Genomic DNA, 24,395 nt, shown 5'->3' on the forward strand with positions numbered 1-24,395 from the left:
GATAGTTTCCATGTCAGATCAAGTAGCGTTAAATCCTTCTGAAATCAGCGAATTAATCAGAAAGAAAATAGAACACTTTAGTGTAGTATCCGAGGCTCGTAACGAAGGTACTATTGTTAGTTTGAAAGACGGTGTTGTAAGTTTGCATGGCCTTGAAGATGTAATGGCTGGGGAAATGATAGAATTCCCAGGTGGCACTTATGGTCTGGCTCTTAACCTTGAAAGAGACTCAGTAGGAGCGGTTGTTCTAGGTGAATATTCTTCTTTAGCTGAGGGACAAAAAGGTAAATGCACTGGTCGTATTCTTGAAGTGCCGGTTGGAAAAGGTCTTCTAGGTCGTGTCGTTGATGCATTAGGAAACCCAATTGATGGCAAAGGTCCAATTGAAGCATCCGGTATGTCGCCAATCGAAAAAGTGGCTCCTGGTGTTATTGCACGTAAATCAGTAGATCAACCCGTACAAACGGGATTAAAAGCAATTGATGCAATGATTCCAGTTGGGCGTGGTCAACGTGAATTAATTATTGGTGACCGTCAAACTGGAAAAACAGCGATAGCAATTGATGCGATCATCAATCAGAAAGGCACAGGCGTTAAGTGCATTTATGTGGCAGTTGGGCAAAAAGCTTCTTCTGTTGCTGCAATTGTACGTAAACTTGAAGAACATGATGCTTTAGAGCACACCATTGTCGTCGTCGCTGGAGCTTCTGATTCAGCTGCATTGCAATTTATTGCGCCTTATGCGGGTTGTACCATGGGTGAGTATTTCATGGAACATGGTGAAGATGCTTTAATTGTATATGATGACTTAACCAAACAAGCGTGGGCTTACCGACAAATATCATTACTGTTGCGAAGACCACCAGGTCGTGAAGCATATCCAGGCGATATTTTCTATTTACACTCACGTTTATTAGAAAGAGCAGCACGAATTAATGCTGATGAAGTGGAAAAATTAACTAATGGCGAAGTTAAAGGAAAAACAGGTTCATTAACCGCATTGCCAATTATTGAAACTCAAGCAGGTGACGTATCTGCATTCGTACCAACAAACGTTATTTCTATTACCGATGGTCAGATTTTCCTTGACGTGGATTTATTCAACTCAGGTGTTAGACCTGCGATCAACTCAGGTCTTTCTGTATCACGGGTAGGTGGTGCTGCACAAACGAAGATCATGAAAAAACTAGGTGGCGGTACTCGTTTAGCGCTTGCTCAATTTCGTGAATTAGAAGCATTCTCTCAATTTGCTTCTGATCTTGATGATGCAACGCGAAAGCAATTAGAGCGCGGACAACGAATTACCGAACTTATGAAACAAAAGCAATACTCGCCATTATCCGTTGCAGAAATGGGGACCGCATTATTCGTCGTAGAAAAAGGTTATTTGGATGATGTACCTGTGAATGAAATTGCAGCATTTGAAGCCTCATTGCATGACTATATGCGTACGTCACATCCTGACTTATTGCAGCTGATCAATGAAGCCGGTGCTTACGATAATGACATTGAAATGAAATTGAAGAATGCTGTAGAAGACTTTAAGCGTACAGCAAGTTGGTAAGTCAATTTTAAGGCGAAATGAGATATGGCTGGAGCAAAAGAAATCCGTTCGAAAATTTCGAGTATTAATAAAACTCGAAAGATTACTCGTGCGATGGAAATGGTAGCAGCAAGTAAAATGCGCAAAACTCAAGAGAGAATGCGCGCATCTAAACCTTATGCTAATAAGATCTACGCGGTGGTAAAACACATTGCTCGCGCGCACTCTGAATACAGACATCCGTTTATGAGTCATCGTGAGGTTAATCGTGTAGGTCTTATTGTTGTGACTACAGATCGAGGTTTGTGTGGTGGTTTAAATGTTAATTTACTCCGCGAAACAGTTAAAACAATCCGTAGTTGGAAAGAGCAAGGAAAAGAAGTTGATCTTGCTGTTATTGGTCGTAAAGGCCAGGCATTTTTCAAGCGTGTTGGGAGCAATGTTCTTGGCTCAAAAGATCATTTAGGGGATACACCGAGTATTAATGACCTTATAGGTATTGTAAAAGTTATGCTTGATGCGTTTAACAATGGCACTATTGATGCATTGCATATCGTATACAATGAATTTGTGAACACGATGACACAAAAACCTGTCGTGAAACAATTATTACCATTGCCAAAATCAGAAGAAGACAGCAAGACGATGGGGCATCATTGGGATTATATTTATGAGCCTGATGCTAAGGAATTACTGGATAATCTTTTAGAACGTTATATCGAATTACAAATCTATCAAGCTGTAGTTGAAAATATTGCTTGTGAACAAGCGGCTAAGATGATTGCAATGAAAAATGCAACCGAAAATGCTGGTGATTTGATTAAAGAATTTCAATTGGCTTATAACAAAGCTCGACAAGCTGCTATTACACAAGAGTTGGCAGAAATTGTCGGTGGCGCAGCCGCTTTATAAGAGGGTATAAAATGAGCTTAGGAACTGTAGTAGAAATTATTGGCGCGGTAGTGGATGTTGAATTCCCCCGTGATAATGTCCCTAAAATTAATGATGCATTGAAACTTGTTGATGGTGACTTGGTTTTTGAAGTACAACAACAGTTAGGTGATGGTGTTGTTCGTACTATTGCAATGGGAACAACCGAAGGACTTAAGCGTGGCCTAAAGGCAGAAAATACAGGTGATCCGATTCAAGTACCAGTAGGTAAGAAAACTTTGGGACGAATTATGGATGTTCTAGGTCGTCCTGTTGATGATGCAGGACCAATTGGTGCTGAAGAACACTGGTCTATTCACCGTAAACCTCCAACTTACGAAGATCAAGCAGGTAGCCAAGAATTGCTTGAAACAGGTATCAAGGTTATTGACTTGCTTTGTCCTTTTGCTAAAGGAGGTAAAGTAGGTTTATTCGGTGGTGCCGGAGTAGGTAAAACCGTTAACATGATGGAGTTAATTAGAAACATTGCTATTGAGCACAGTGGTTATTCCGTATTCGCTGGTGTTGGTGAGCGTACTCGTGAAGGAAATGACTTCTATCATGAAATGAAAGAATCTAACGTATTGGACAAAGTATCATTAGTTTATGGTCAGATGAATGAGCCACCAGGTAACCGTTTACGTGTTGCTTTAACAGGTCTTACTATGGCAGAAAAATTCCGTGATGAAGGTCGCGATGTATTGCTCTTTGTTGACAATATTTATCGTTATACGCTAGCAGGGGTTGAGGTATCTGCACTGCTCGGTCGTATGCCTTCTGCTGTAGGTTACCAGCCGACATTGGCTGAAGAAATGGGGATGCTGCAAGAGCGTATTACTTCGACTAAAACAGGATCTATTACTTCAATCCAAGCCGTATATGTACCTGCGGACGACTTAACTGATCCATCGCCAGCAACGACTTTTGCCCACTTAGATGCTACAGTTGTATTGTCACGTCAAATTGCAGAGTTGGGTATTTATCCTGCGGTTGATCCGTTAGATTCAACCTCACGTCAACTAGATCCACTGATTGTAGGGCAAGAGCATTATGATACAGCCCGTCGTGTACAACAAACATTACAACGATATAAAGAATTAAAAGATATTATTGCAATTCTTGGTATGGATGAACTGTCTGAAGAAGATAAACGTGTTGTAACTCGTGCACGTAAAATTCAAAGATTCTTATCACAACCATTCTTCGTTGCTGAAGTCTTTACTGGCTCTCCAGGAAAATATGTATCTTTAAAAGATACCATTAAAGGGTTCCAAGGTATTCTCGCAGGTGAATATGATGATTTGCCAGAGCAGGCATTCTATATGGTCGGTAACATTGAGGAAGCGGTTGCTAAAGCTAAAACCCTATGAGGCAGGCAGATATGACTAGAACAACGCACTTAGATATAGTTAGTGCTGAACATGAAATATTCTCTGGTTTAGTAGAAATGGTTGTTGCAACCGGAGAATTAGGTGAGATAGGTATTACCGCTGGTCATGCTCCCTTACTTACTGTTCTGAAACCGGGTGAAGTGAGGCTCACCTTACCTGGTGGTACTCAAGAAATATATTATGTACAAGGCGGAATGTTAGAAGTGCAACCTAATTGTGTCACTGTTCTTGCTGATGAAGTTGAGCGTGCCGAGCATATTGATGAAGCAGCTGCTCTTGCTGCGAAAGCTCAAGCTGAAGCAGCGATGACTGGTAAAGGCGGTGAGATGGATTATTCCGTTGCTGCTGCGGAATTAGCGCGTGCTGTTGCGCAAATCCGTGCTATCCAAAAAGTTAGAAAATTGGTTAAGTAACGTGAGTTCGACATAAAAGGCATTTCTATGCCTTTTATGTCGCTAAACGAACGTTTAAGTAGCTATTCATTTTATCCACTTTTAGAGCTTCTTTGTGTCATTAATAATGCGGAAGATGCTCTAATTCTAAATCGACTGATTTTTCAAATAATTCTGCCTAAAGTTAACTAACTTTGATTCTTCTCCATATAAACTGTGGCATATCTTGAGCAATCCCTTATTTTTTGATAAGGCTATATCAACATGTAAAATCAAGGTACACTAGGGATCCATGCTTTTATGGATTATTTGATGATTGTGACATGCGAAATTTATTGTATCTGGTTGTTTCTATAGCAGTTAACATTTTAATGAATGAAGCATTTGCTGCTCCTTTTACCTTTAAACAGGCTTTAGAGATTGCGTATCGTAATAACCCTGAATTACAAGCAGAAATAGAGAAAGCACACGCAATGCGCGGTTATTTTATTCAAAGCGGCCTCTATCCTAATCCACAACTCACCTTAACTGCTGAAAATTTTGGAGGTTCTGGTTCTTACTCAAGTTATGAGGCAGCAGAAACTACGGCCTCGGTAACGCAGCCCATTCCTTTAGGAAATCGCTTAGCGTATTTAAAAAAAGCAACTTATGCCGATTATTTAGCGTCATTAGCACAAATTCAAGTTCAAAAGGCTACGCTCTATATAGCTGTTGGAGTTGCCTATGTTGATGCATTTTATGCAGGTCAATGGCATCAAGTCACTAAAAAACTAGTCCGTCTTAATCAAGATATTGTGGCTGCTATTGAGCGACGAGTTAAGGCAGGTGCAGGAGCTGAATTAGATTTACGATTAGCACAAATACGTTTAGGTGAGGCACGTATACAAGAAAATAAGGCGGTACGCGATGAGTTGGCGCAAAGAGCTAAATTATCTCGGTTGTTAGGTGATGGTCTAAGAATAGATCGATCGTTGATTGATAAAGGATTTCCCGCTGTTGAATTAAAATGGGACGTGCTGTTGAAGAAACTACCACAAAGCCCCCAGCTCCAACAAATGCAATTACAACTGCAAGCTAAGCGTGCAGCTATTACAGCGGTGAAAAAATCGGTATGGCCTGATTTAAATATTCAGCTAGGTGGGCGCCACTTTTCCGATGATGGCAGTAATGCGGCAGTGATGTCTGCATATGCGCAAGTTCCGGTGTTTGATCGAAATCAAGGAAAAATTCTGACTGCAGAAGCACAATATACGCAAACAGCTCATGAATACCAAGGATCACAACTGGACGTTCGACAAAACACCTATACCATTTTCTTACAAGCGCAACAAAGTGAGTATGAGGCAACACAAGTCACGCACTCATTATTGCCTTTAGCACGTAAATCAATCAAATTAGCTCAAGAAGGTTATCAAATGGGTCGCTATACCTATATTGAATTATCAATCTCGCTCAATACGTTATATGAAGAAGAGCGCCATTATCAACAAGCTCATGCCGATTACCATAAAGCATTAATTCAACTCACTGGACTTTTAGGATTGCGTCCTACTAAGGAGAGTAAATGAAATTTATAAAAACATTCGTTTCCTTTTTATTCCTATTTATTTTTTCAATTGGAGCAAGTTCTTTTTCTCTTTGGGCTAGTGAGGATAACCAGGCAATAGAAGATAGCGAGCACCAAGAAATAGAAAAAGGACCTAAGGGGGGGCGACTTTTTAAAGAAGGGGATTTGGCGCTTGAATTGCTCATCATGGAGCATGGAATGCCTCCTCATTTTCGTGCTTATCTTTATCAAAAAGGAAAAGCAATTTCACCTGACCAATCACAACTGACCGTACAATTAACCCGTTTTAATCAGAAAGAAGAAGTAATTACCTTTATTCCTGTTGAGAGCTTTTTACAAAGTAAGCAAGTGATCCAAGAGCCACATTCATTTGATGTGTCGCTTCAATTAAATTATGCTGGAAAATCCTATAGTTGGCATTATTCAACTTATGAGAATCGCGTGAAATTGGTTCCTGCTGTGCTTCAGTCCGCAGACATCCAAACAGCAAAAGCGCAAAGTCAACTAATTAAAACACAACTCAAGGTAGTGGGAAAAATTACTCCCAATCGCGACACTATGGCTCCGATTTATGCTCGTTATTCTGGAATTATTAAGTCGATGAATAAAAATTTAGGGGATGAAGTGACTAAAGGAGAATTATTAGCAATTATTGAAAGCAATGAGAGTTTACAAAATTACAACATCACAGCACCTATTACGGGTACGGTCGTGCAAAAATATACAACCAATGGGGAGTTGGCGCAAAATACCAAACCCATTTACGAAATTGCAAATTTAAATAATGTTTGGGCTGATTTCACTTTATATCGCAAAGAAGCACCGTTAGTAAAACAAGGTATGGATATTATTGTCATGGGCGATGAAGGAGCACCCAAGTCACTTAGTACTATTTCTTATATAGCGCCTTTAGGTATCGAAGACACACAAACGACTCTGGCACGGGCTATTTTACCCAATGAAAAGCGTCTTTGGCTGCCTGGTATGTATGTAAATGGTGAAATTATAATCAAAGAAAGAGCGGTACCGGTAGCAGTGCTTCTCTCCGCACTTCAACGCATGGATGACCAAGATGTAGTTTTTGTCCAACAAGGAGATTATTTTGAAGCAACGCCGGTAGAACTGGGGCAAAGAGATGAGCAATGGGTTGAAATAGTATCAGGTCTTGAGGCAGGACAGCGTTATGTAACTAAAAACAGTTTTTATATTAAGGCTGAGCTCGGCAAAGAAGGCGCAAGCCACGAGCACTAAGGATCAAAGATGCTGGAAAAAATCATTCGCTTTTCTTTAAAACATCGCTGGTTTATTCTATTGTTTACGCTTATTATCGCGCTGCTTGGTATCTATAATTTTCAAAGACTTCCTATCGACGCGGTACCAGATATTACCAATGTTCAGGTACAAATTAATACCCAAGCATCTGGTTACTCTCCTTTTGAGATAGAGCAACGAATCACATTTCCCATTGAATTAGCCTTGAGTGGATTACCAAATCTTGATTACACTCGTTCTTTATCACGCTATGGATTATCACAAGTTACTGTTGTTTTTAAAGATGGGACTAATATTTATTTTGCTCGCCAATTGATTAATGAGCGGTTGCAAGAAGTTAAGGACAAATTACCGCCTGAGGCAGAAACAACCTTGGGACCAATTTCTACAGGTCTTGGTGAAATTTTTATGTATACAGTCACCAATAAATCTAATGTCCCTAAGGGTCGGCGTTATAATCCAACAGAGTTGCGCACAATTCAGGATTGGATTATTAAACCTCAATTGCGCAATGTCGAGGGTGTTGCCGAGATCAATACCATTGGTGGGTATGAAAAGCAATTTCATGTTACCCCTGATCCCGCTAAATTAGTTCGTTATAATTTAAGTTTAAGCGATGTGGTTGATGCTCTTCATCGTAATAATGCAAATGTTGGTGCTGGATATATCGAACGTAATGGAGAGCAAAACCTTATTCGAGTTCCTGGACAAGTGCAAAACATACCTGATATTGAAAATATTGTCATTGCTAGCTTTGAAGGAACGCCAATACGAATTCGCGATGTAGCTGATGTAGCGTTGGGTATCGAGTTACGCACAGGAGCGGCTACTGAAAACAGCCAAGAAGTTGTATTAGGTACCGTGTCTATGTTGATGGGTGAAAACAGCAGAACTGTTTCCGAACGGGTGGCTGCGACAATGAAAAAAATCAACAAATCGCTCCCTGATGGGGTTGAGGCAACGGCAGTTTATAATCGTACCGTGTTGGTGAATGCCACCATTAATACGGTAAAGAAGAATTTATTAGAAGGCGCATTGCTTGTTTGTATTATTCTCTTTTTATTTTTAGGGAATATTCGTGCAGCACTCATTACCGCCATGGTTATCCCTCTATCTATGCTACTTACCATTACAGGCATGGTGACCAATAAAATCAGCGCTAACCTTATGAGTTTAGGGGCTCTTGATTTTGGTTTAATTGTAGATGGGGCAGTGATTATCGTCGAAAACTGTATGAAACATTTGGGTGAAAAGCAGCATGAAATACAGCGCCCTTTAATGCTTGAAGAACGGTTGAAGGTGATCTCCCATGCCACTACAGAGGTCATTCGACCCAGTATTTTTGGAGTTTTTATTATTACTGTAGTTTATCTTCCTATTCTTACGCTAACGGGAGTGGAAGGTAAAATGTTCTTGCCTATGGCTGAAACAGTAATTATTGCGCTTATGGCTTCAATGTTATTCGCGTTAACTTTTGTTCCTGCTGCGATTGCTATTTTTTTACGAGGGCCGGTACAAGAAAAGGAAAATAAGTTAGTGCATTATATTTCGCAAGGTTATGCACGTGTATTACGGTATTGTTTTCATGCTCGATTATGGGTTATAAGTGCCGCAGTAGCTTTAGTGATTATTAGTTTTTTAATTGCATTTCGTATGGGTGGAGAATTTATCCCGAGCTTAGATGAAGGCGATATTGCCATGCATGCCATGCGTATTCCAGGAACGAGTCTGACTCAAGCCATAGTCATGCAAGATTTAGTTGAACAGCGTGTGCGACAATTTCCTGAAGTCAAAACCGTATTTGCCAAATTGGGAACCGCTGAAGTGGCTACTGATCCCATGCCACCGAATGTTGCTGATACTTTTATTATGTTAAAACCACGAAAGGACTGGCCTAATCCTAAGAAAACCAAACAAGAACTGGTACAGGAAATTGAGGACGCTGTGAAGCAAATTCCAGGTAATAATTACGAATTTACCCAGCCTATTCAAATGCGCTTTAATGAACTGATCTCAGGTGTACGTAGTGATGTAGCGGTTAAAATATTTGGTGATGACATGAAAACTTTATTGGAAATTGCTGAAAATATCAGTGCCCAACTTAAAAAGGTACCTGGGGCTGCTGATGTTAAAGTAGAACAGGTAAGCGGATTACCTCTTTTAACTGTAGAAATCAATCGTGACGCCTTAGCACGGTATGGTTTACAAATTGGCGCAGTACAAGATGCCATCGTGATTGCCACAGGTGGAAAAAAAGGTGGAGAACTTTTTGAAGGAGATAAGCGATTTGATTTGATCGTTCGTTTGCCTGAGTCCTTACGTTCAAGCCCTGATGTATTGAGACAGATTTTTATTCCATTACCGCCTACTAAAGACGGCATGCGTCATTATATTCCTGTAAGTGAAGTAGCCAAAATGGTGCGTAGTGAAAGTCCTAATCAAATCAGCCGTGAGATCGGCAAGCGACGTGTTGTGGTGAGTGCAAATGTTCGCGGCCGCGATTTAAGTTCATTTGTGAGTGATGCCAAACAACGCATGGAACAAAATGTTAAAATACCCAGCGGTTATTGGATTACTTGGGGCGGTCAGTTTGAACAATTGCAATCCGCTTCTCAAAGGTTGCAAATAGTCATTCCTATTACTTTAATCGGAATTTTTCTATTGTTGTTTATGAGTTTTGGCAGTGTAAAAAATGCATTATTAGTGTTTTCAGGTATTCCTCTTGCTTTAACAGGTGGTGTATTTGCCTTATGGATACGTGGTATTCCTTTATCGATTTCAGCGGGGGTTGGGTTTATTGCGCTTTCAGGCGTGGCGGTATTAAATGGCCTGGTTATGATTACCTTTATCAATAAGTTGCGTGAACAAAAGAAATTTTATTTAAAAGATGCGGTATTGCAAGGTTCTCTTATGCGTCTGCGTCCCGTATTAATGACCGCTCTTGTTGCCTCATTAGGTTTTGTGCCTATGGCTTTGGCAACAGGTACAGGCTCTGAAGTACAAAGACCCTTAGCAACGGTTGTGATTGGCGGGATTATGTCATCAACGTTTTTAACGTTACTTGTTTTGCCTGGATTATATTATGTATTTCATTGTCGCCGGAGAAATCGTCCCAAATAGAACCACAAGACTGTATATCAGCCCGCTGAAATGTCTTTATATGGACATTTGTCTTTGTGCGTGCTATAGTATAATAAAGTACGAGGAGTTTATTATGCAAACTAATACACGTTCTTTACAAGACATACCCGATGACGTTGTATGGAAATCCTTAGCGAATCTTGTGGATCGTTTTGATTTAAAAGAAAATGAAGCTCGCATTTTAATGGGAGATATGCCTCGCTCTACATATACTTCTCATAAAGCAAAATTAAATAGAGATCAAAAAGAACGAGTTTCTTATCTTTTAGGAATTTATAAATCGTTACGTATTTTGTTCGAAGATGAAGAGCAAGCCAGGACGTGGATTAATCGTAAAAATAACTTACCTCCTTTTAAGGGACTAACTCCAAAAGAATATATGCTGGAAGGGGGAATGGTTCGTCTTGCAGATGTGAGGAAGTTTCTGGATTTTTGGAGAGGTTATTAGGATGTATTGCTTTATAAATTTTAGTGAACAGGTACATCGATTAATACCTTCCAAATTTCCACCAGTAACTTTATTTGATTGGGCAGATTCTGCAGAAGAGCTTGAACAAATTGCACTTCTTGAAGGCCTAACTAATGAACGAATTCTTGCAGAGTTCGGTAAAATAAATTTGATAGAAAAAGAGGATTGGATCGGTGGTCCCGGATCGACTCCTATTATGGCTGCTTTTACACATATTGGCTTTGAGTCACGATTTAGTGATGGCAGTTTTGGTGTTTATTATGCTGCTTCATCACTTGAAACAGCAATAAAGGAAACTAGCTTTCATCGAGAAAGGTTTTATAGCGCATCTAATGAAAAACCTTGTTCTATATCAATGAGAGAGTATCTCGCTAAGATAAAGAAACCCTTAATAGATATTACCCATAAAAAGTATGAAGAGTTATTTAATCCAGATCCTGCTTGTTATAGTAAAAGTCAGGGGTTTGGAAAAAAAGTTTATGAAGAAAAACACTGGGGTTTACTTTATCCAAGTGTCAGAAATTTAAATAGCTTATGTATGGCTATATTAAGACCTCCCGCACTCACTATACCCATACAGGGATGTCATTTAAGGTATATTTGGGACGGCGAGCGAATTTCTGAGGTTTATAAAGAAAGTAAAATAACAAATATTTAACGTGAGTTCGATATAAAAGGTATGAAATACTTTTTAGAGCTAAAAGATATCTATTCTTAAAAAACAAATTTGATCTCGAAATCGTTTGCTTGATCTGTATATTTAGTCGTTGCTGTAAATGGTTACATTAATTGACCCTCAGAGGGTTCGTCCTAGCCATTTTTTTTGTTTAGAGAAGCCTTTTTACTTTCAATGTCAGAAAATAAAACAATCCTATTTTTTCCGTTTGCTTTTGCAAAATATAAAGCTTTATCCGCAGCTTCGATTAACTCAGTGGGGGTATGGCCATGAGTTGGATATATGGATATTCCAATAGAAATGGTGATGGGGCCTACCTCTTGCGCTCCATATTTTATTTGGAGTCCAGAAACTGCATTTCTAATACTCTCAGCTCGTGACTTAATCATTTTTTCATCGGTATTGTAAAAGACCACAATAAATTCTTCTCCACCGTAACGAGCTGCAACATCACCAACACGAACATCTTCTTGTAATATTTTTCCAAGCTCTTTTAAAGCAACATCTCCAGCATCATGGCCGTAAGTGTCATTTATTTTCTTAAAGTGATCTAGGTCTAACATTAAGAGTGCAATAGGACTTTTTGTTCGTTCGGATTGATGAATTTGCTTTAAAAGAAAGTCTTCTAAATAACGGCGGTTATATAGCCCAGTTAGGGGATCACGCATCGATTGATAACGGAGATTTTCTCTTAAGCGTACATTCGCAAAGGCAAGAGCAGTTAACTCAGAAAAGGCAGTAATCATAAGTTGTTGGTTTTGTGAAAATGCAATGGGAGCCTCTTGGGCGATTTCCATATATAATAAACCGTAAATATCATTTTGAGCCATGAGTGGAACACATAAGAATGATAATTTCTGCTCACTAGAAAGGTTCACATGATTGCAAATTAATTCATTATGAGCCTGGTTTACCTGATGCATCCTTCCCAAGCGAATCGCCCAGCATTCATCAGGAGTAAACGCAGTCTCTTGAGTGTTTGGTGAGCCCCAACTTGCAGCTGTTTCTAGATAATTTTTTGAGGGATGCATTACATATAAATAACCACTAGCAAAATGGAGCATGCGTTGACAATATTTTGTCATTACATGACTTAATTCTTCCTGGGAGCTGCAAGCAAGCATAATATCACTCATCTCGACAAGAAGCGTAATTTGCTCATTTTTATCTTGTAGTGCTTGCATTCCTGCATTGAGTTTTTCGTAGGATTCTTTCAGTTCGAGCTGCTCTTGGATATGTTTGGTAATATTGCGAATAATATGAACAGTACCATTTGTTTCATTATGTCCATTTTTAATTAAACTGGAAGTAATTTCATAGACATTAAGTTCTTTATTGATCTCAAATTCAATATTTCGTATAAATTCCCCGCCTTTTAGAGATTCTTTCCATTGTTCTATCAATTTATTTTTTGAAGCAGGACTATCTACAAGACTCTCATCTAGAGTCATGCCAATAGATAATGGTTTGCCAAATAAGCGCTTAAACTCTCGTTGATATGCTTCATTAAACAGGATATAGCGATTATTATTATCAATAGCAGCAATCATATCAGAGGCTCCTTCTATAATACCTCTTAATTGGTTCTCAATATTTTTTCTGCCCTGTTCCGCTTTGAGGCTTTTTGATAATTCTCTATTTGCCAAAATAAACGCGATGATTAAACCGCATATGCTAACTATTCTACCAATAATAATGGCAATGTTGGTCATTTTTGTACTATTGAAAGCGATTTGATTTCTTTCCTTTAATAAGACGAGTTCAACAGATTTTATTTCTTGGGCCGCACTCTTAATTTGATTGGAAAGATCTTGCTCTTGAAGAAATGAGTTGATCCTCTCTGGTGTATTAAACTTGTCATTCATTTTTAATTGAATGATTTGATTTAATTGTTTGAATCGTTGATTGGTTAAATCAAGAAAATGAGTAATTCGTTCTGTTTGAGAGGGATTATCTCTAATTGAATTCATTAACTTATCAAAATCATTTTTTAAGTCAAATTTCACTTTATCAATATTTTCTATAAACTTCTCATTACCAGAGAGAAGATAAGCTTCTTCTTGAGAGTCAATATTGAGAATGGTTATAAGTATTTTATCAGTATCTTGAATAACTTGATACGTATGTGCAACCCACTCATTGGCGTCGCTCATTTTATTCACTTCAAGATAGGATAAAAACCCCAGCCCTGTTACAAGAGTAAGTGCAGGGATAAAAATAATATAAAGTAAAAATTTGCTGAATTTTGAATTTGAGATGATATTGTCGTCCATAACAAATTGCTTAATCAATTTTCCTTTATTATAGATTATACGTTACCATTTAACATTCATCGAATATGAAATTTTAAAAGTCTAAAGTAATTTTTTATTTACAATAACTTAGTACTTTTATTCTATGCTAATACACAAAGTTATCCACAGGATGAGGATGCTTGAAAAAAACGCACAATAAAAAAATATTTTAATTTTCAATTGGTTATAATCATATTTGTAATTGTCATTCAAGATCATACAAAGTTATTCACAATTCACGGATGTTATTTATCTATCCTAACAAATCCTGTGTTAAAATCGCTTTGTAATAAAGCCATACGATGGTTAAATAGCGATAATTAATACTATGAATACAAAAAAGATGAATGAACTATCGGAACAAAAATTATTAGCCGAATTTACCGAAAAAGCCTATTTGGATTACTCGATGTACGTCATTTTAGATAGAGCTTTACCGCATATTGCAGATGGATTAAAACCCGTTCAAAGACGTATTGTTTACGCAATGTCTGAATTAGGGCTAAAAGCCACTGCCAAATATAAAAAATCCGCGCGCACTGTTGGAGATGTATTAGGTAAATTTCATCCACATGGAGACAGTGCTTGTTATGAAGCTATGGTACTTATGGCGCAGCCGTTTTCCTATCGTTATCCTTTTGTGGATGGACAGGGGAATTGGGGGTCTCCAGACGATCCTAAATCTTTTGCTGCAATGCGTTATACTGAAGCACGCCTATCGCGTTATGCCGAAGTTTTATTAGCAGAGCTTTTACAAGGGACGGTGGATTGGGTTGATAATTTTGATGGTACATTACAAGAGCCTGCATTGTTGCCAGCTCGGCTACCTAATATCCTATTAAATGGTGCAACAGGCATTGCAGTGGGCATGGCTGCGGATATTTTGCCCCATAATTTAACAGAAGTTGCCAATGCTTGCGTGCACTTATTGGATAATCCTGATGCAGATTTAGCTGCGATTACCCAATATATCAAAGGCCCCGACTTCCCCACTGAGGCAGAAATAATTACACCACCTGAAGTTATTAGCTCCATGTATGAATCAGGAAATGGTTCTATAAAAATGAGGGCAGTATATAGCCAGGAAAAACAAAATATAGTGATTACTGCATTGCCTTACCAGGTGTCAGGAGCCAAAGTATTAGAACAAATTGCACTGCAGATGCAACAAAAAAAATTGCCAATGGTTGAGGATCTACGTGATGAATCTGATCATGAACACCCAACACGTTTGGTTATTGTTCCTCGTTCCAATCGTATTGATATTGAAGGATTAATGTCTCATTTGTTTGCTACTACCGATTTAGAACGAAGTTATCGGGTTAATTTCAATATGATAGGACTTGATGGTAAACCAAGAGTGAAGGGTTTAGTTGAGATCTTAACTGAGTGGTTGACTTATCGGATACAAGTAGTAAGAAGACGTTTGGAATATCGTTTGGCAAAAGTTTTAGATCGTATTCATGTACTCGAAGGATTGCTTATTGCGTATCTGAATATTGATGAAGTTATTGCTATTATTCGTGAACATGAGCAACCCAAACAAGGGTTAATTGCTCGTTTCAATATCAGTGATCGTCAAGCAGAAGCTATTTTAGAAATGAAATTGCGCCATTTGGCAAAATTAGAAGAAATAAAATTGCGAGGAGAACTGGATGAGCTTTGTGCGGAACGAGATAATTTGCAGACTACTTTAGCTTCAGAGCAACGTCTAAAAAGATTAGTGAAAGAAGAAATCATTAGCGATAGAGAGGAGTTTGGTGATGTTCGTCGCTCACCAATAATTGTTCGCCAAGAATCACAAGCATTAAAAGAAGAGGATATTTTACCCAATGAGCCTATTACTGTAGTACTTTCTAAAAAGGGATGGGTTAGAGCCGCAAAAGGTCATGATATAAATGGCTATGAATTGAGCTATAAAGCGGGTGATGACTTTAAAGCACAAGCAATGGCTCGCTCCAATCAACAAATCCTTTTTTTTGATAGCGAAGGAAAAGTCTATTCTTTGCCTGGGCATGTGTTACCTTCCGCACGTGGACAGGGAGAGCCTTTGACCGGTAAGCTTAATCCAGCTGAAGGAGTTTTGTTTGAAGCTGTAGTAGGGGGTGAAGCAGAGCAATCAGTATTATTGGCGAGTGATGCAGGGTATGGCTTTATTGCGAAAATCGGTGATCTTTATGTAAAAAATCGCAATGGCAAAGCCTGTATTAAGCTTCCTGAGTCAAGTCATATGTTACCTCCTCGAATACTCCCTAAGCATGATGAGCTTTTCATTGCATGTGCAACTAGTGCTGGTCGATTGCTTATTTGCTCGATGCAAGAAATTCCAGAGTTGTCGCGTGGAAAAGGAAATAAATTAATTAGTATTCCTGCTGCTAAAGTAGTGTCGCGCGAAGAATATGTAATTGATGTACAAGTTTTAACTGCTAACGATACACTTACCGTTCATGCAGGTAAACGTCATTTTACCTTAAAAGGAGGGGATCTCGATCATTATAAAGGTGAACGTGGACGTAGAGGGAATAGATTACCGCGCGGCTTGCAAAATGTATCTCAATTGCAAGTGATTACATCTGATTCTAATTTGTAGAAAACAGGTGCTGTCGAAAGTTTTTCGCGTAGTTGGGACAGTCATATTTTGGACGGAGTTAGGCTTAGCAACTCGTAAAATTGTTTCCAGTTATATTACAATACTCAACGTTGTATTCATTGAATGAAATATTTGAGAAATGAATATTATGGCATTTTGTGGGAATAAGTCGATTTTAGAGAAAGACAATTCGCTAAATACAGATGACTTGGATGCAGATGTTTTAATCGCGGGCGCTGGTCCTTCCGGGGCAATATGTGCTTATTATTTGGCGCAATCGGGTAAAAAAGTAATACTCATAGATTCTCAATCCTTCCCAAGAGATAAAATTTGTGGCGATTTTGTCTCTCCAGTGGCTTTAAAAGAACTCATGGAGATAGGAATTGCCGATCTCCATGAGTTCAAAGCAACCCATAGGGTTACAGCAGCCACAGTTTATATAGATGGTCAAAAATTGATAACGGATCATATCCCAAAAGTTAAAGATTTTGTTAATTATGGAAGAGTCATTCCACGAGTTTTGCTTGATAGTTGGATAGTAAACGCAGCAAAGCAACAAGGAGTGGAAGTCATTACTGATTGTAAGCTTTTGAATTATTTCGTTAATGAGCAGCATGTTACAGTTGATTGCAATCACAGTGATAAAAATAGACGCTTTTTAATCAAAATGCTGGTTGGTGCAGATGGAAGCAGTAGTACGGTAGCACGAATTCTTCAAGGTAAAAAACCAAATCCAAATCACAAAATAGTTGCGGTACGTGCTTACTGTGAACATGTTAATTGTATCTCTCACCATGCAGAGCTCTTTTTTACAAGTAAAAGTTTTCCAGGGTACTATTGGTTTTTTCCGACATCCTCTACAACAGCCAATGTGGGAATTGGTGCAGTATTGGGAACATTCCCCAAAAATGAAACCAATTTAAAAACGCTGCTGTTGGAAATGATGGAAAAAGATCCTTTTTTTAAAGAAAAAATCGGCCAAGAAACGAAAATAACTAAAATAGCGGGCTGGCCCTTATCTTGCTATGACCCCGCTGCCATCAATGTAAAAGACAGGGTTTTACTCACAGGTGATGCAGCAGGCTTTATCAATCCGTTTACTGGTGAAGGGATACAATATGCTTTACAGAGCGGACGATTAGCAGCTGAAAGCATCATTGAATGTTTCGAAGCAGAGAATTTTAGTGCCGCATCACTGAAACGTTTTGACAGTAAAGTGTGTAAAGAAATAACCCATGACTTGAGTTTTGTAAATATTTTTATGCAATTAACACGCAATCGTAATCTAAATGTGTTGTGGGTAAACGTGATGAAAATCATTTTATATCAGGCAAAAAAAGACCCTAAATATGCCACTTTAAGCGGTGGCTTTTTTGTGGGGGTAGTTCCTATGTATAGACTGTTGTCGATTTCATATGTTAGCAAAACGATATTGACCAGCATCTCTTGTTTCTTCAGGACTAAAAATATTCTTAAACAAGCGACAATTTTTATAAGCCAACAAATATTGCTAGTATTTAAACAAAAAATAACCTACTTAAACTGGATAAAACACCTTAGTATGTCAATGCTTTTATTCATACGACTTAGTATAAAAATAGGTTTTATAAAAATGGGTATATTTTTAAAACGATTGTGTCGCAAAAATTTTACCAGGCGGCTAACGAAGTTATTTTGGGGTTCTAGGCTGGAGCCCTAGAAGATAACGGGGCTTTTATGTTTGGGACAAATCTGAGGAGGTGCGCTCGGCACCTGAGTAATTATCTTATACGACGTAAGAAATTTTTGTCACCGTTAATTTACTTTTCCCCGTACCGATTCGTAACGTCACACTATCTCCAACTCGAGCTTTCAATAATGTTTTCAATTTAACGCGATTTTTAATTTTTATATTAAGGATAGAAAATACAATATTTTAGCTATTCAAATATTGTCAAGATTGGATCTATTAAATAGACCTTAGTAGTGATAAAGTACGGAGACCTAATAATAGCTAATACCATTCCATGATGGGGAGCAATTTCAGAGGGAAATATTAGCACTTATGTTAAAGATTTTTACTCTTGCCATTTGCCTGATGCTTAGTGCCTGTATGGTTGGTCCTAATTATAAAGAACCCATAAAGCCAGTTGCAGCACATTGGCCCCAAAAAAATGCATCGGTTAAAGAAACTCCGTTCAAAGATACTAAATGGTGGCAGGTATTCCATGATCCCGTTCTTACTTCTTTAATTTATCAAGGTTATCACAACAATTTAACACTGCAGACTGCTGGAGTTCGGGTTTTGCAAACTAGAGCATTATTGGCTCAATCCGTTGGCGAGCTTTATCCACAGCAACAAGCTATAGTTAGCAATTTTACTTATTACCAAATTGGCGGTAGTGAGTTGCAAACTCTTTTACCCTCCTCATTCGAAACACTATCATTGGGATTTACTGCGAATTGGGAAATTGATTTTTGGGGTAAATATCGACGCGCAATTCAAGCTAATGATGCCGTATTTTTATCTTCTCTTGCTTCTTATGATAATGCTTTAGTCACTCTTACTGCTGATGTTGCAGCTACTTATATCAAAGTTCGTATGTATGAAACACAAATTAAGGTAACTAAGCAAAATATCGTAGTCCAAAGAGAGGGATTAAATATAGCTCGTGCTCGTTATAATGCAGGACAAACCAATCTTGTTGATGTTGAACAAGCGCAGACAGAGCTGTCACAAACAGAAGCCTCTCTGCCACCTTTAGAAAGCAGCCTTGAACAGCAAAAAAATGCTCTTGCTCTGCTATTAGGAACGGTACCCAATGGTGTCGACAATCAGCTTAAAAAAAGTCGCGGAATTCCCAGAGCGCCTCAAAGTGTGGCTGTAGGCATTCCTAAAGAAACATTAGCACGACGACCCGATATTCATCAAGCACGTTTAGAAGCAGTCGCTCAATCTGCCAAGATAGGTGAAATAAAAGCCAATCTTTTCCCATCACTGGCATTGAATGGTACTTTTAATTTTTCTTCCAATAGTATTGGCTCAAATTCTCTTTCAGACCTTTTTCAACCGTCTAATCGAAACATAACTGCAGGTCCCAGTGTGACTTGGCCAATTTTGAACTATGGACAAATTACCAACGCTGTACGTGCACAAGATGCTGCATACCAGCAGGCTTTATTAAGTTATGTCAATTTGGTTTTAAAAGCCCAGCAGGAAGTACAAAATAGTATCGTTGCCTATATTGAGGCTAAAAAAGCGGAGCGTGCATTAACGACAGCAAATAATGCGGCAATTAAAACCTTAAAATTAGCAATAATACGGTATATGGAAGGGGAAACAGACTTTACTCCGGTGCTTAATGCGGAGCAACAACAATTGAGTGTGCAAACATCTCTTGTTAATGCACAAGCAGATATTCCCCAGGCATTAGTATCTCTTTATCGTGCTCTTGGTGGTGGTTGGGAAATTCGCGGTTGTAACGATGTTGTGCCGCAGCAAATAAAGGCTGAAATGGCTGCACGAACCAATTGGGGCACTTTACTTAAAGAGAAAAATCATAGGGCACCCCGAACTAAAAAAGAAAAAATAAAAGAACTTTATTTACCTAATTGGTAGCTGTCACCAAATGAGGCAGCTCTAGGTGTTATAAAAACAATTAGTTCCAGGGTGTGCTTTGTTGCGCCCAGGCTACATAAGAAAAATTAAACAGAAATGGTATTGAGCATGAACTTTAATAGAGATTCAAAATCAGTCAAAGTTGTAGCAATAATTGCGATTTTATTTTTTATTTATTTATTAATACATATTTTTAGCAAAAGTAATGAGCCTACTATTCCTTTGCCAACAGTTGTCGTACAAAAACCAAAACTTAAAGAAATGGTTGAGTATGTAACGCAAACAGGAACTATGGTGGCTTATAATTCGGTCAACCTGGTGGCGCGTGTCGAAGGCTATCTTGATTCAATTGAGTTTGTAGATGGAACATTCATCAAAAAGGGGAAAGAATTATTCGTCATTCAGCCTGAGCCCTATTTTGAACAACTAAGGGCTGCTAAAGCTACAGTGGCTGCACAAAAAGCCGCTCTTGCCTATAACAAATCAGAATACGCACGTCAGCAACGAATGTATAAACAACATGCTACTTCTTTAAATGAAGTAGAAAAGTGGTATGCTAAAACGCTGGAACTTACCGCAGAAGTTGATAAAGCAGAAGCTGACGAAGTGAATGCAGCAATTACATACGGTTATACGCATATTTTCGCTCCATTTGATGGACGAATTGGTCGCCATTTGGTCGATGTTGGCAATTTGGTAGGTCATGGTGAAGCAACAAATTTGGCTACTATTGAGCAAATTGATCCTATCTATGTGTATTTTAATTTAAATGAACTTGATTTAATTAAATTAAGAGCTGCTGCACGTGCTCAAGGATTTAAACCCAAAGACATTAGTAAAGTTCCGGTTGAAATTAGCTTGCAAAATGAAACGACCTTTAAATATAAAGCGACATTAGATTTTGTTAATACCGGCCTTAACGCTTCAACAGGAACAATGGAGCTGAGAGCTCTCTTGCAAAACAAAGACTATGTTTTTGTTCCTGGTCTTTTTGTAAAAGTCAGAGTGGCAATCTCCCGACCCCAAAAACAATTAACTGTGCCTGATACAGCAGTTCTTTATGACCAAATTGGTCCGTACATATTGACAGTAGATAACAATAACGCCGTGGTATTAAAACATGTGACCTTAGGCAGCCAAGAGGAAGGAGTACGTGCTGTGATTAAGGGTTTGGATGCACAAGAGAATGTTATTGTTGATGGCCTACAAAATGCGACCCCTGGAAATAAAGTTCAGGTACAACAACCAGCATCAACGAGTGTTGCTAGTGAAGCCAAGCAATAATGCAGGTAGGTAAGAAATTTTGTTCAGTTAATTGGTACAAAACGTGAGAAGAAAGCAGAATGATTTCTAAATTTTTTATTGAGCGGCCGATTTTGGCAAATGTTATTGCCCTACTCCTAATTTTACTGGGATTGGTTGCTATAATTGTCTTACCTGTATCTCAATATCCAGCTATTGTTCCGCCTACTATTCAGGTAACTACTACCTATCCAGGAGCTGATGCAGAAACCTTAATTAAAACTGTAGCCTTGCCTATTGAGCAGCAAGTAAACGGTGTGGAAAATATGCTCTACATGCAATCCACAAGCACCAATAATGGTACGTATACCTTAATCGTTACTTTTGCTATTGGAACCGATCTGAATTTTGCACAAGTATTAGTGCAAAACCGAGTCCAATCTGCAATGGCTCAATTACCACAATCAGTGCAAAAGCAAGGGGTTCTTGTACAACAAAAGTCCACAAATATTTTACAGTTTATTACTTTAACGTCTAAAAACAATGAGTATGATGGTCTATTTTTAGATAATTACGCAGCAATCAATATGCAAGATGAGTTAGCACGCTTACCCGGAGTAGGAAACGTAGTTATTTTTGGAACGGGTACTTATGCTATGCGTGTTTGGCTCGATCCTCAAAAAATGTTGGCTTATTCGTTAAACCCAAGTGATGTTCTTGAAGCCATCAGCCACCAAAACCAAGAGATTTCATCAGGACAAATTGGAGCGCCGCCATCAGCAGGAAAACCTGCTTATCAATTTACCGTAAATGTTCCTGGACAACTTGCAGATGTAGATCAATTCTCCAATATTATTGTTAAAACGATTCCTCAAAAGCCTAACCAATCGGCAACCAGTAATAGAATTAATAATAGTGCTCAAATCGTACGCATACGTGATGTAGGTCGTGTTGAGTTAGGTTCTAATAGCTATAACCAGCTTGCGAAATTAAACAATAAACCTGCAGCTGCTATTGGTATTTTCCAGCTTCCTGGTGCTAATGCATTAGAGGTTGCTACTGAAGTGCGAAAAGCAGTGGAAAAAATGTCTAAAAAATTTCCTCCAGGTATGCAGTACTCTGTGCCATTTGACACTACTATTTTCGTAAAAGCTTCAATTGATGAAGTATATAAGACTTTATTTGAAGCAGGTATTCTTGTTTTAATTGTTATCCTTGTTTTCTTACAGAATGCACGTGCAACCTTAGTGCCTACGACAACTGTACCGGTAACAATTATCGGTGCCTTCTTCGCCATGCTTGCATTAAGCTATTCCATTAATCTATTAACTTTATTTGCCCTGGTTTTAGCAATAGGTATTGTAGTAGATGATGCGATCGTGATTGTTGAAGGTGTGACGCAACATATTGAGCGAGGAACACCTCCAAAAGAATCTGCTATTCATGCTATGGCTGAATTGATGGGACCAGTAATTGGGATTACGCTGGTACTGATGGCTGTATTTGTGCCTGCGGGTTTTATGCCTGGTTTAACGGGTGCCATGTATGCTCAATTTGCATTGGTTATCGCAGCTACGGCATTTATTAGTGCCATCAATGCGATGACGTTGAAACCAACTCAATGCGCTCTATGGCTTAAACCTATTGATCCGCAAAGGAAGAAGAATGCCGCATTTCGTTTTTTCGATAGTATTTATTTGCCTATAGAAAATGCCTACATTGGCTTTATAGATAGACTGGTTCATAAAAATAAAACGGTTTGTTTCATAGGTATTTCATTAGTGTTAATTGCCATCTTAGGCTTAAGTCGTATTCCTACGGGGTTTATTCCTCCCGAAGATCAGGGTTATGCAATGCTAAACGTGCAATTGCCCGATGGCTCGAGTTTAGAGCGCACTGAAGCTTTGATGCATGATTTAAGTGAAGAAGTATCTAAAATTGATGGGGTTGAAAATGTGATTACCATCGATGGTATTTCACTTTTGGATAATAGTGCTAGCCTTCCCAATGGTGCCGCACTTTATGTGATGTTTAAGGATTGGAGTGTGCGTGGTAAAAAGGAAGATTTACTTGCAATGTATAAAAAACTAAATGACGTCGCACAGAAGAACTTAGGCGCTAAAATTTTAGTGATGATCCCACCGCCTATTCAGGGTTTAGGAAATGCTGGGGGCTTCCAAATGCAAGTTGAATTGCAAGATGGTTCTTTTGATTATCGAAAACTACAAACCGCCACCGATGAATTAATTCGTTATGCGATGCAGCATCCTGAACTACAGAGAATGATGACTTCATTTCGCGCTTCAGTGCCACAGCTTTCAGCTCCCGTCAACAGAGTTAAAGCAGAGTCTTTAGGTGTTTCTATAGGTGATGCATCGGATGCTTTACAAACTTATCTTGGTTCCTCTTATGTGAATCTTTTTACAAAGTTTGGACAAGTATTCCAAGTTTATGTACAGGCGGATGCTCCTTGGCGAATGTCTATTGAAGATGTGCGCAATTATTACGTTAAAAATAAGTCTGGTGAGATGGTGCCGTTAGGAACACTAACAGATATGACTCCCACTACAGGACCCTCCATTATTTCTCTTTATAACCTTTACCCCTCAAGTAATATTTATGGTATGGCTGCACAAGGTTATAGCTCAGGCCAAGCCATGGATGCTTTAGAAAAAGTAGCGCATCAGGTATTACCTGCAGGGATCTCTTTTGAATGGACGGGTACTGCTTATCAAGAAAAACTTGCTGGCAACTTAAGTTATTATATTTTTATGTTGTCCCTGATCTTGGTTTATCTCATCTTAGCGGGTCAATATGAAAACTGGGTTGCTCCAGCAGCAATCTTGTTGAGTGTCCCATTAGCTTTAGTGGGTACGGTATTAACTTTATCCGCTTTGGGAATAGCGAACAACATGTATACTCAAATTGGGATCTTATTGTTGATTGCTTTGGCAGCGAAGAATGCTATTTTGATTGTTGAAGTAGCACGAGAACAACATGAGTATCATAACAAATCCATAATGGAAGCCGCGGTGATTGGTGCAAAAACACGGTTTCGTCCTATTTTAATGACTTCTTTTGCTTTTATTCTTGGCGTGATGCCTTTAGTATTCGCTACAGGTGCTGGAGCTAATGCCCGTAAGTCTATTGGTATTGCTGTATGCAGCGGTATGTTGGCTTCAACATGCCTTGCAGTAGTTTTCGTGCCTGCTTTTTACGTGATGTTACAAAGCTGGCATGAGCGAAGAAAGGCGAAAAAGAATGCGACACTCTAAAAATAAAGAGTCTTT

The 24,395-nt window shown here is 38.7% G+C and carries 15 protein-coding genes; 14 read left to right on the forward strand and 1 reads right to left on the reverse strand.

Features of this window, described 5'->3' with window-relative positions; translation table 11 throughout:
* The first annotated feature begins 10 nt into the window (after nucleotides 1-10).
* The 9 genes from atpA to Lgra_RS06605 all read left to right on the forward strand — a co-directional run bounded on the left by atpA (nucleotide 11) and on the right by Lgra_RS06605 (nucleotide 11,363).
* Nucleotides 11-1,564: a F0F1 ATP synthase subunit alpha gene (gene atpA, locus Lgra_RS06565; protein WP_058498457.1), complete on the forward strand. Its 1,554-nt coding sequence runs from the start codon at nucleotides 11-13 to the stop codon at nucleotides 1,562-1,564.
* A 24-nt stretch (nucleotides 1,565-1,588) separates the two neighbouring features.
* Nucleotides 1,589-2,455 (forward strand): F0F1 ATP synthase subunit gamma, encoded by an 867-nt coding sequence (atpG, locus tag Lgra_RS06570; RefSeq protein ID WP_058498458.1) that lies wholly within the window; start codon nucleotides 1,589-1,591, stop codon nucleotides 2,453-2,455.
* 11 nt (nucleotides 2,456-2,466) lie between these two features.
* Nucleotides 2,467-3,843 carry a F0F1 ATP synthase subunit beta gene (atpD, locus tag Lgra_RS06575; RefSeq protein WP_058498459.1) on the forward strand — a complete coding sequence of 459 codons (1,377 nt, stop codon included), beginning with the start codon at nucleotides 2,467-2,469 and terminating at the stop codon, nucleotides 3,841-3,843.
* Between the two features lie 11 nt (nucleotides 3,844-3,854).
* Complete coding sequence (locus tag Lgra_RS06580) at nucleotides 3,855-4,277, forward strand: F0F1 ATP synthase subunit epsilon (RefSeq protein ID WP_058498715.1); 423 nt, start codon at nucleotides 3,855-3,857, stop codon at nucleotides 4,275-4,277.
* 302 nt (nucleotides 4,278-4,579) lie between these two features.
* Entirely contained in the window at nucleotides 4,580-5,824 is a 1,245-nt protein-coding gene (locus tag Lgra_RS06585; protein ID WP_058498460.1) for a TolC family protein, read from the forward strand.
* Nucleotides 5,821-7,074, forward strand: a complete 1,254-nt coding sequence (locus Lgra_RS06590) for an efflux RND transporter periplasmic adaptor subunit (protein ID WP_058498461.1) — start codon at nucleotides 5,821-5,823, stop codon at nucleotides 7,072-7,074. Before Lgra_RS06585 ends, Lgra_RS06590 begins: the two co-directional genes overlap by 4 nt.
* 9 nt (nucleotides 7,075-7,083) lie before the next feature.
* Nucleotides 7,084-10,215, forward strand: coding sequence for a CusA/CzcA family heavy metal efflux RND transporter (locus tag Lgra_RS06595; RefSeq protein WP_058498462.1), 3,132 nt, complete (start codon nucleotides 7,084-7,086; stop codon nucleotides 10,213-10,215).
* Nucleotides 10,216-10,309: 94 nt separating this feature from the next.
* On the forward strand, nucleotides 10,310-10,684 hold the full coding sequence (locus tag Lgra_RS06600; RefSeq protein ID WP_058498463.1) for an antitoxin Xre-like helix-turn-helix domain-containing protein: 375 nt from the start codon (nucleotides 10,310-10,312) through the stop codon (nucleotides 10,682-10,684).
* A gap of 1 nt (nucleotide 10,685) precedes the next feature.
* Nucleotides 10,686-11,363 carry an RES family NAD+ phosphorylase gene (locus Lgra_RS06605; protein WP_058498464.1) on the forward strand — a complete coding sequence of 226 codons (678 nt, stop codon included), beginning with the start codon at nucleotides 10,686-10,688 and terminating at the stop codon, nucleotides 11,361-11,363.
* A 152-nt stretch (nucleotides 11,364-11,515) separates the two neighbouring features.
* Here the strand turns inward: Lgra_RS06605 and Lgra_RS06610 are convergent, their stop codons facing one another.
* Nucleotides 11,516-13,654: a sensor domain-containing diguanylate cyclase gene (locus Lgra_RS06610; RefSeq protein ID WP_058498465.1), complete on the reverse strand. Its 2,139-nt coding sequence runs from the start codon at nucleotides 13,652-13,654 to the stop codon at nucleotides 11,516-11,518.
* A gap of 349 nt (nucleotides 13,655-14,003) precedes the next feature.
* Here Lgra_RS06610 and parC point away from each other — a divergent pair, with 349 nt between their 5' ends.
* The 5 genes from parC to Lgra_RS06635 all read left to right on the forward strand — a co-directional run bounded on the left by parC (nucleotide 14,004) and on the right by Lgra_RS06635 (nucleotide 24,380).
* Nucleotides 14,004-16,265, forward strand: a complete 2,262-nt coding sequence (gene parC / locus Lgra_RS06615; RefSeq protein ID WP_058498466.1) for a DNA topoisomerase IV subunit A — start codon at nucleotides 14,004-14,006, stop codon at nucleotides 16,263-16,265.
* A gap of 139 nt (nucleotides 16,266-16,404) precedes the next feature.
* Nucleotides 16,405-17,964, forward strand: coding sequence for an NAD(P)/FAD-dependent oxidoreductase (locus Lgra_RS06620; RefSeq protein WP_058498467.1), 1,560 nt, complete (start codon nucleotides 16,405-16,407; stop codon nucleotides 17,962-17,964).
* A 345-nt stretch (nucleotides 17,965-18,309) separates the two neighbouring features.
* Nucleotides 18,310-19,863 (forward strand): efflux transporter outer membrane subunit, encoded by a 1,554-nt coding sequence (locus tag Lgra_RS06625; RefSeq protein WP_058498468.1) that lies wholly within the window; start codon nucleotides 18,310-18,312, stop codon nucleotides 19,861-19,863.
* 108 nt (nucleotides 19,864-19,971) lie between these two features.
* A complete protein-coding gene (locus Lgra_RS06630) occupies nucleotides 19,972-21,147 on the forward strand; it encodes an efflux RND transporter periplasmic adaptor subunit (RefSeq protein WP_238584382.1) in 1,176 nt (391 codons plus the stop codon).
* Nucleotides 21,148-21,206: 59 nt separating this feature from the next.
* The gene (locus Lgra_RS06635) at nucleotides 21,207-24,380 is read left to right on the forward strand and encodes an efflux RND transporter permease subunit (RefSeq protein WP_058498470.1); all 3,174 of its coding nucleotides are present in this window, start codon (nucleotides 21,207-21,209) and stop codon (nucleotides 24,378-24,380) included.
* Nucleotides 24,381-24,395 lie beyond the last annotated feature (15 nt).

It is taken from the genome of Legionella gratiana (genome assembly GCF_001467695.1).
GTDB classification, from domain to species: Bacteria; Pseudomonadota; Gammaproteobacteria; order Legionellales; family Legionellaceae; genus Legionella; species Legionella gratiana.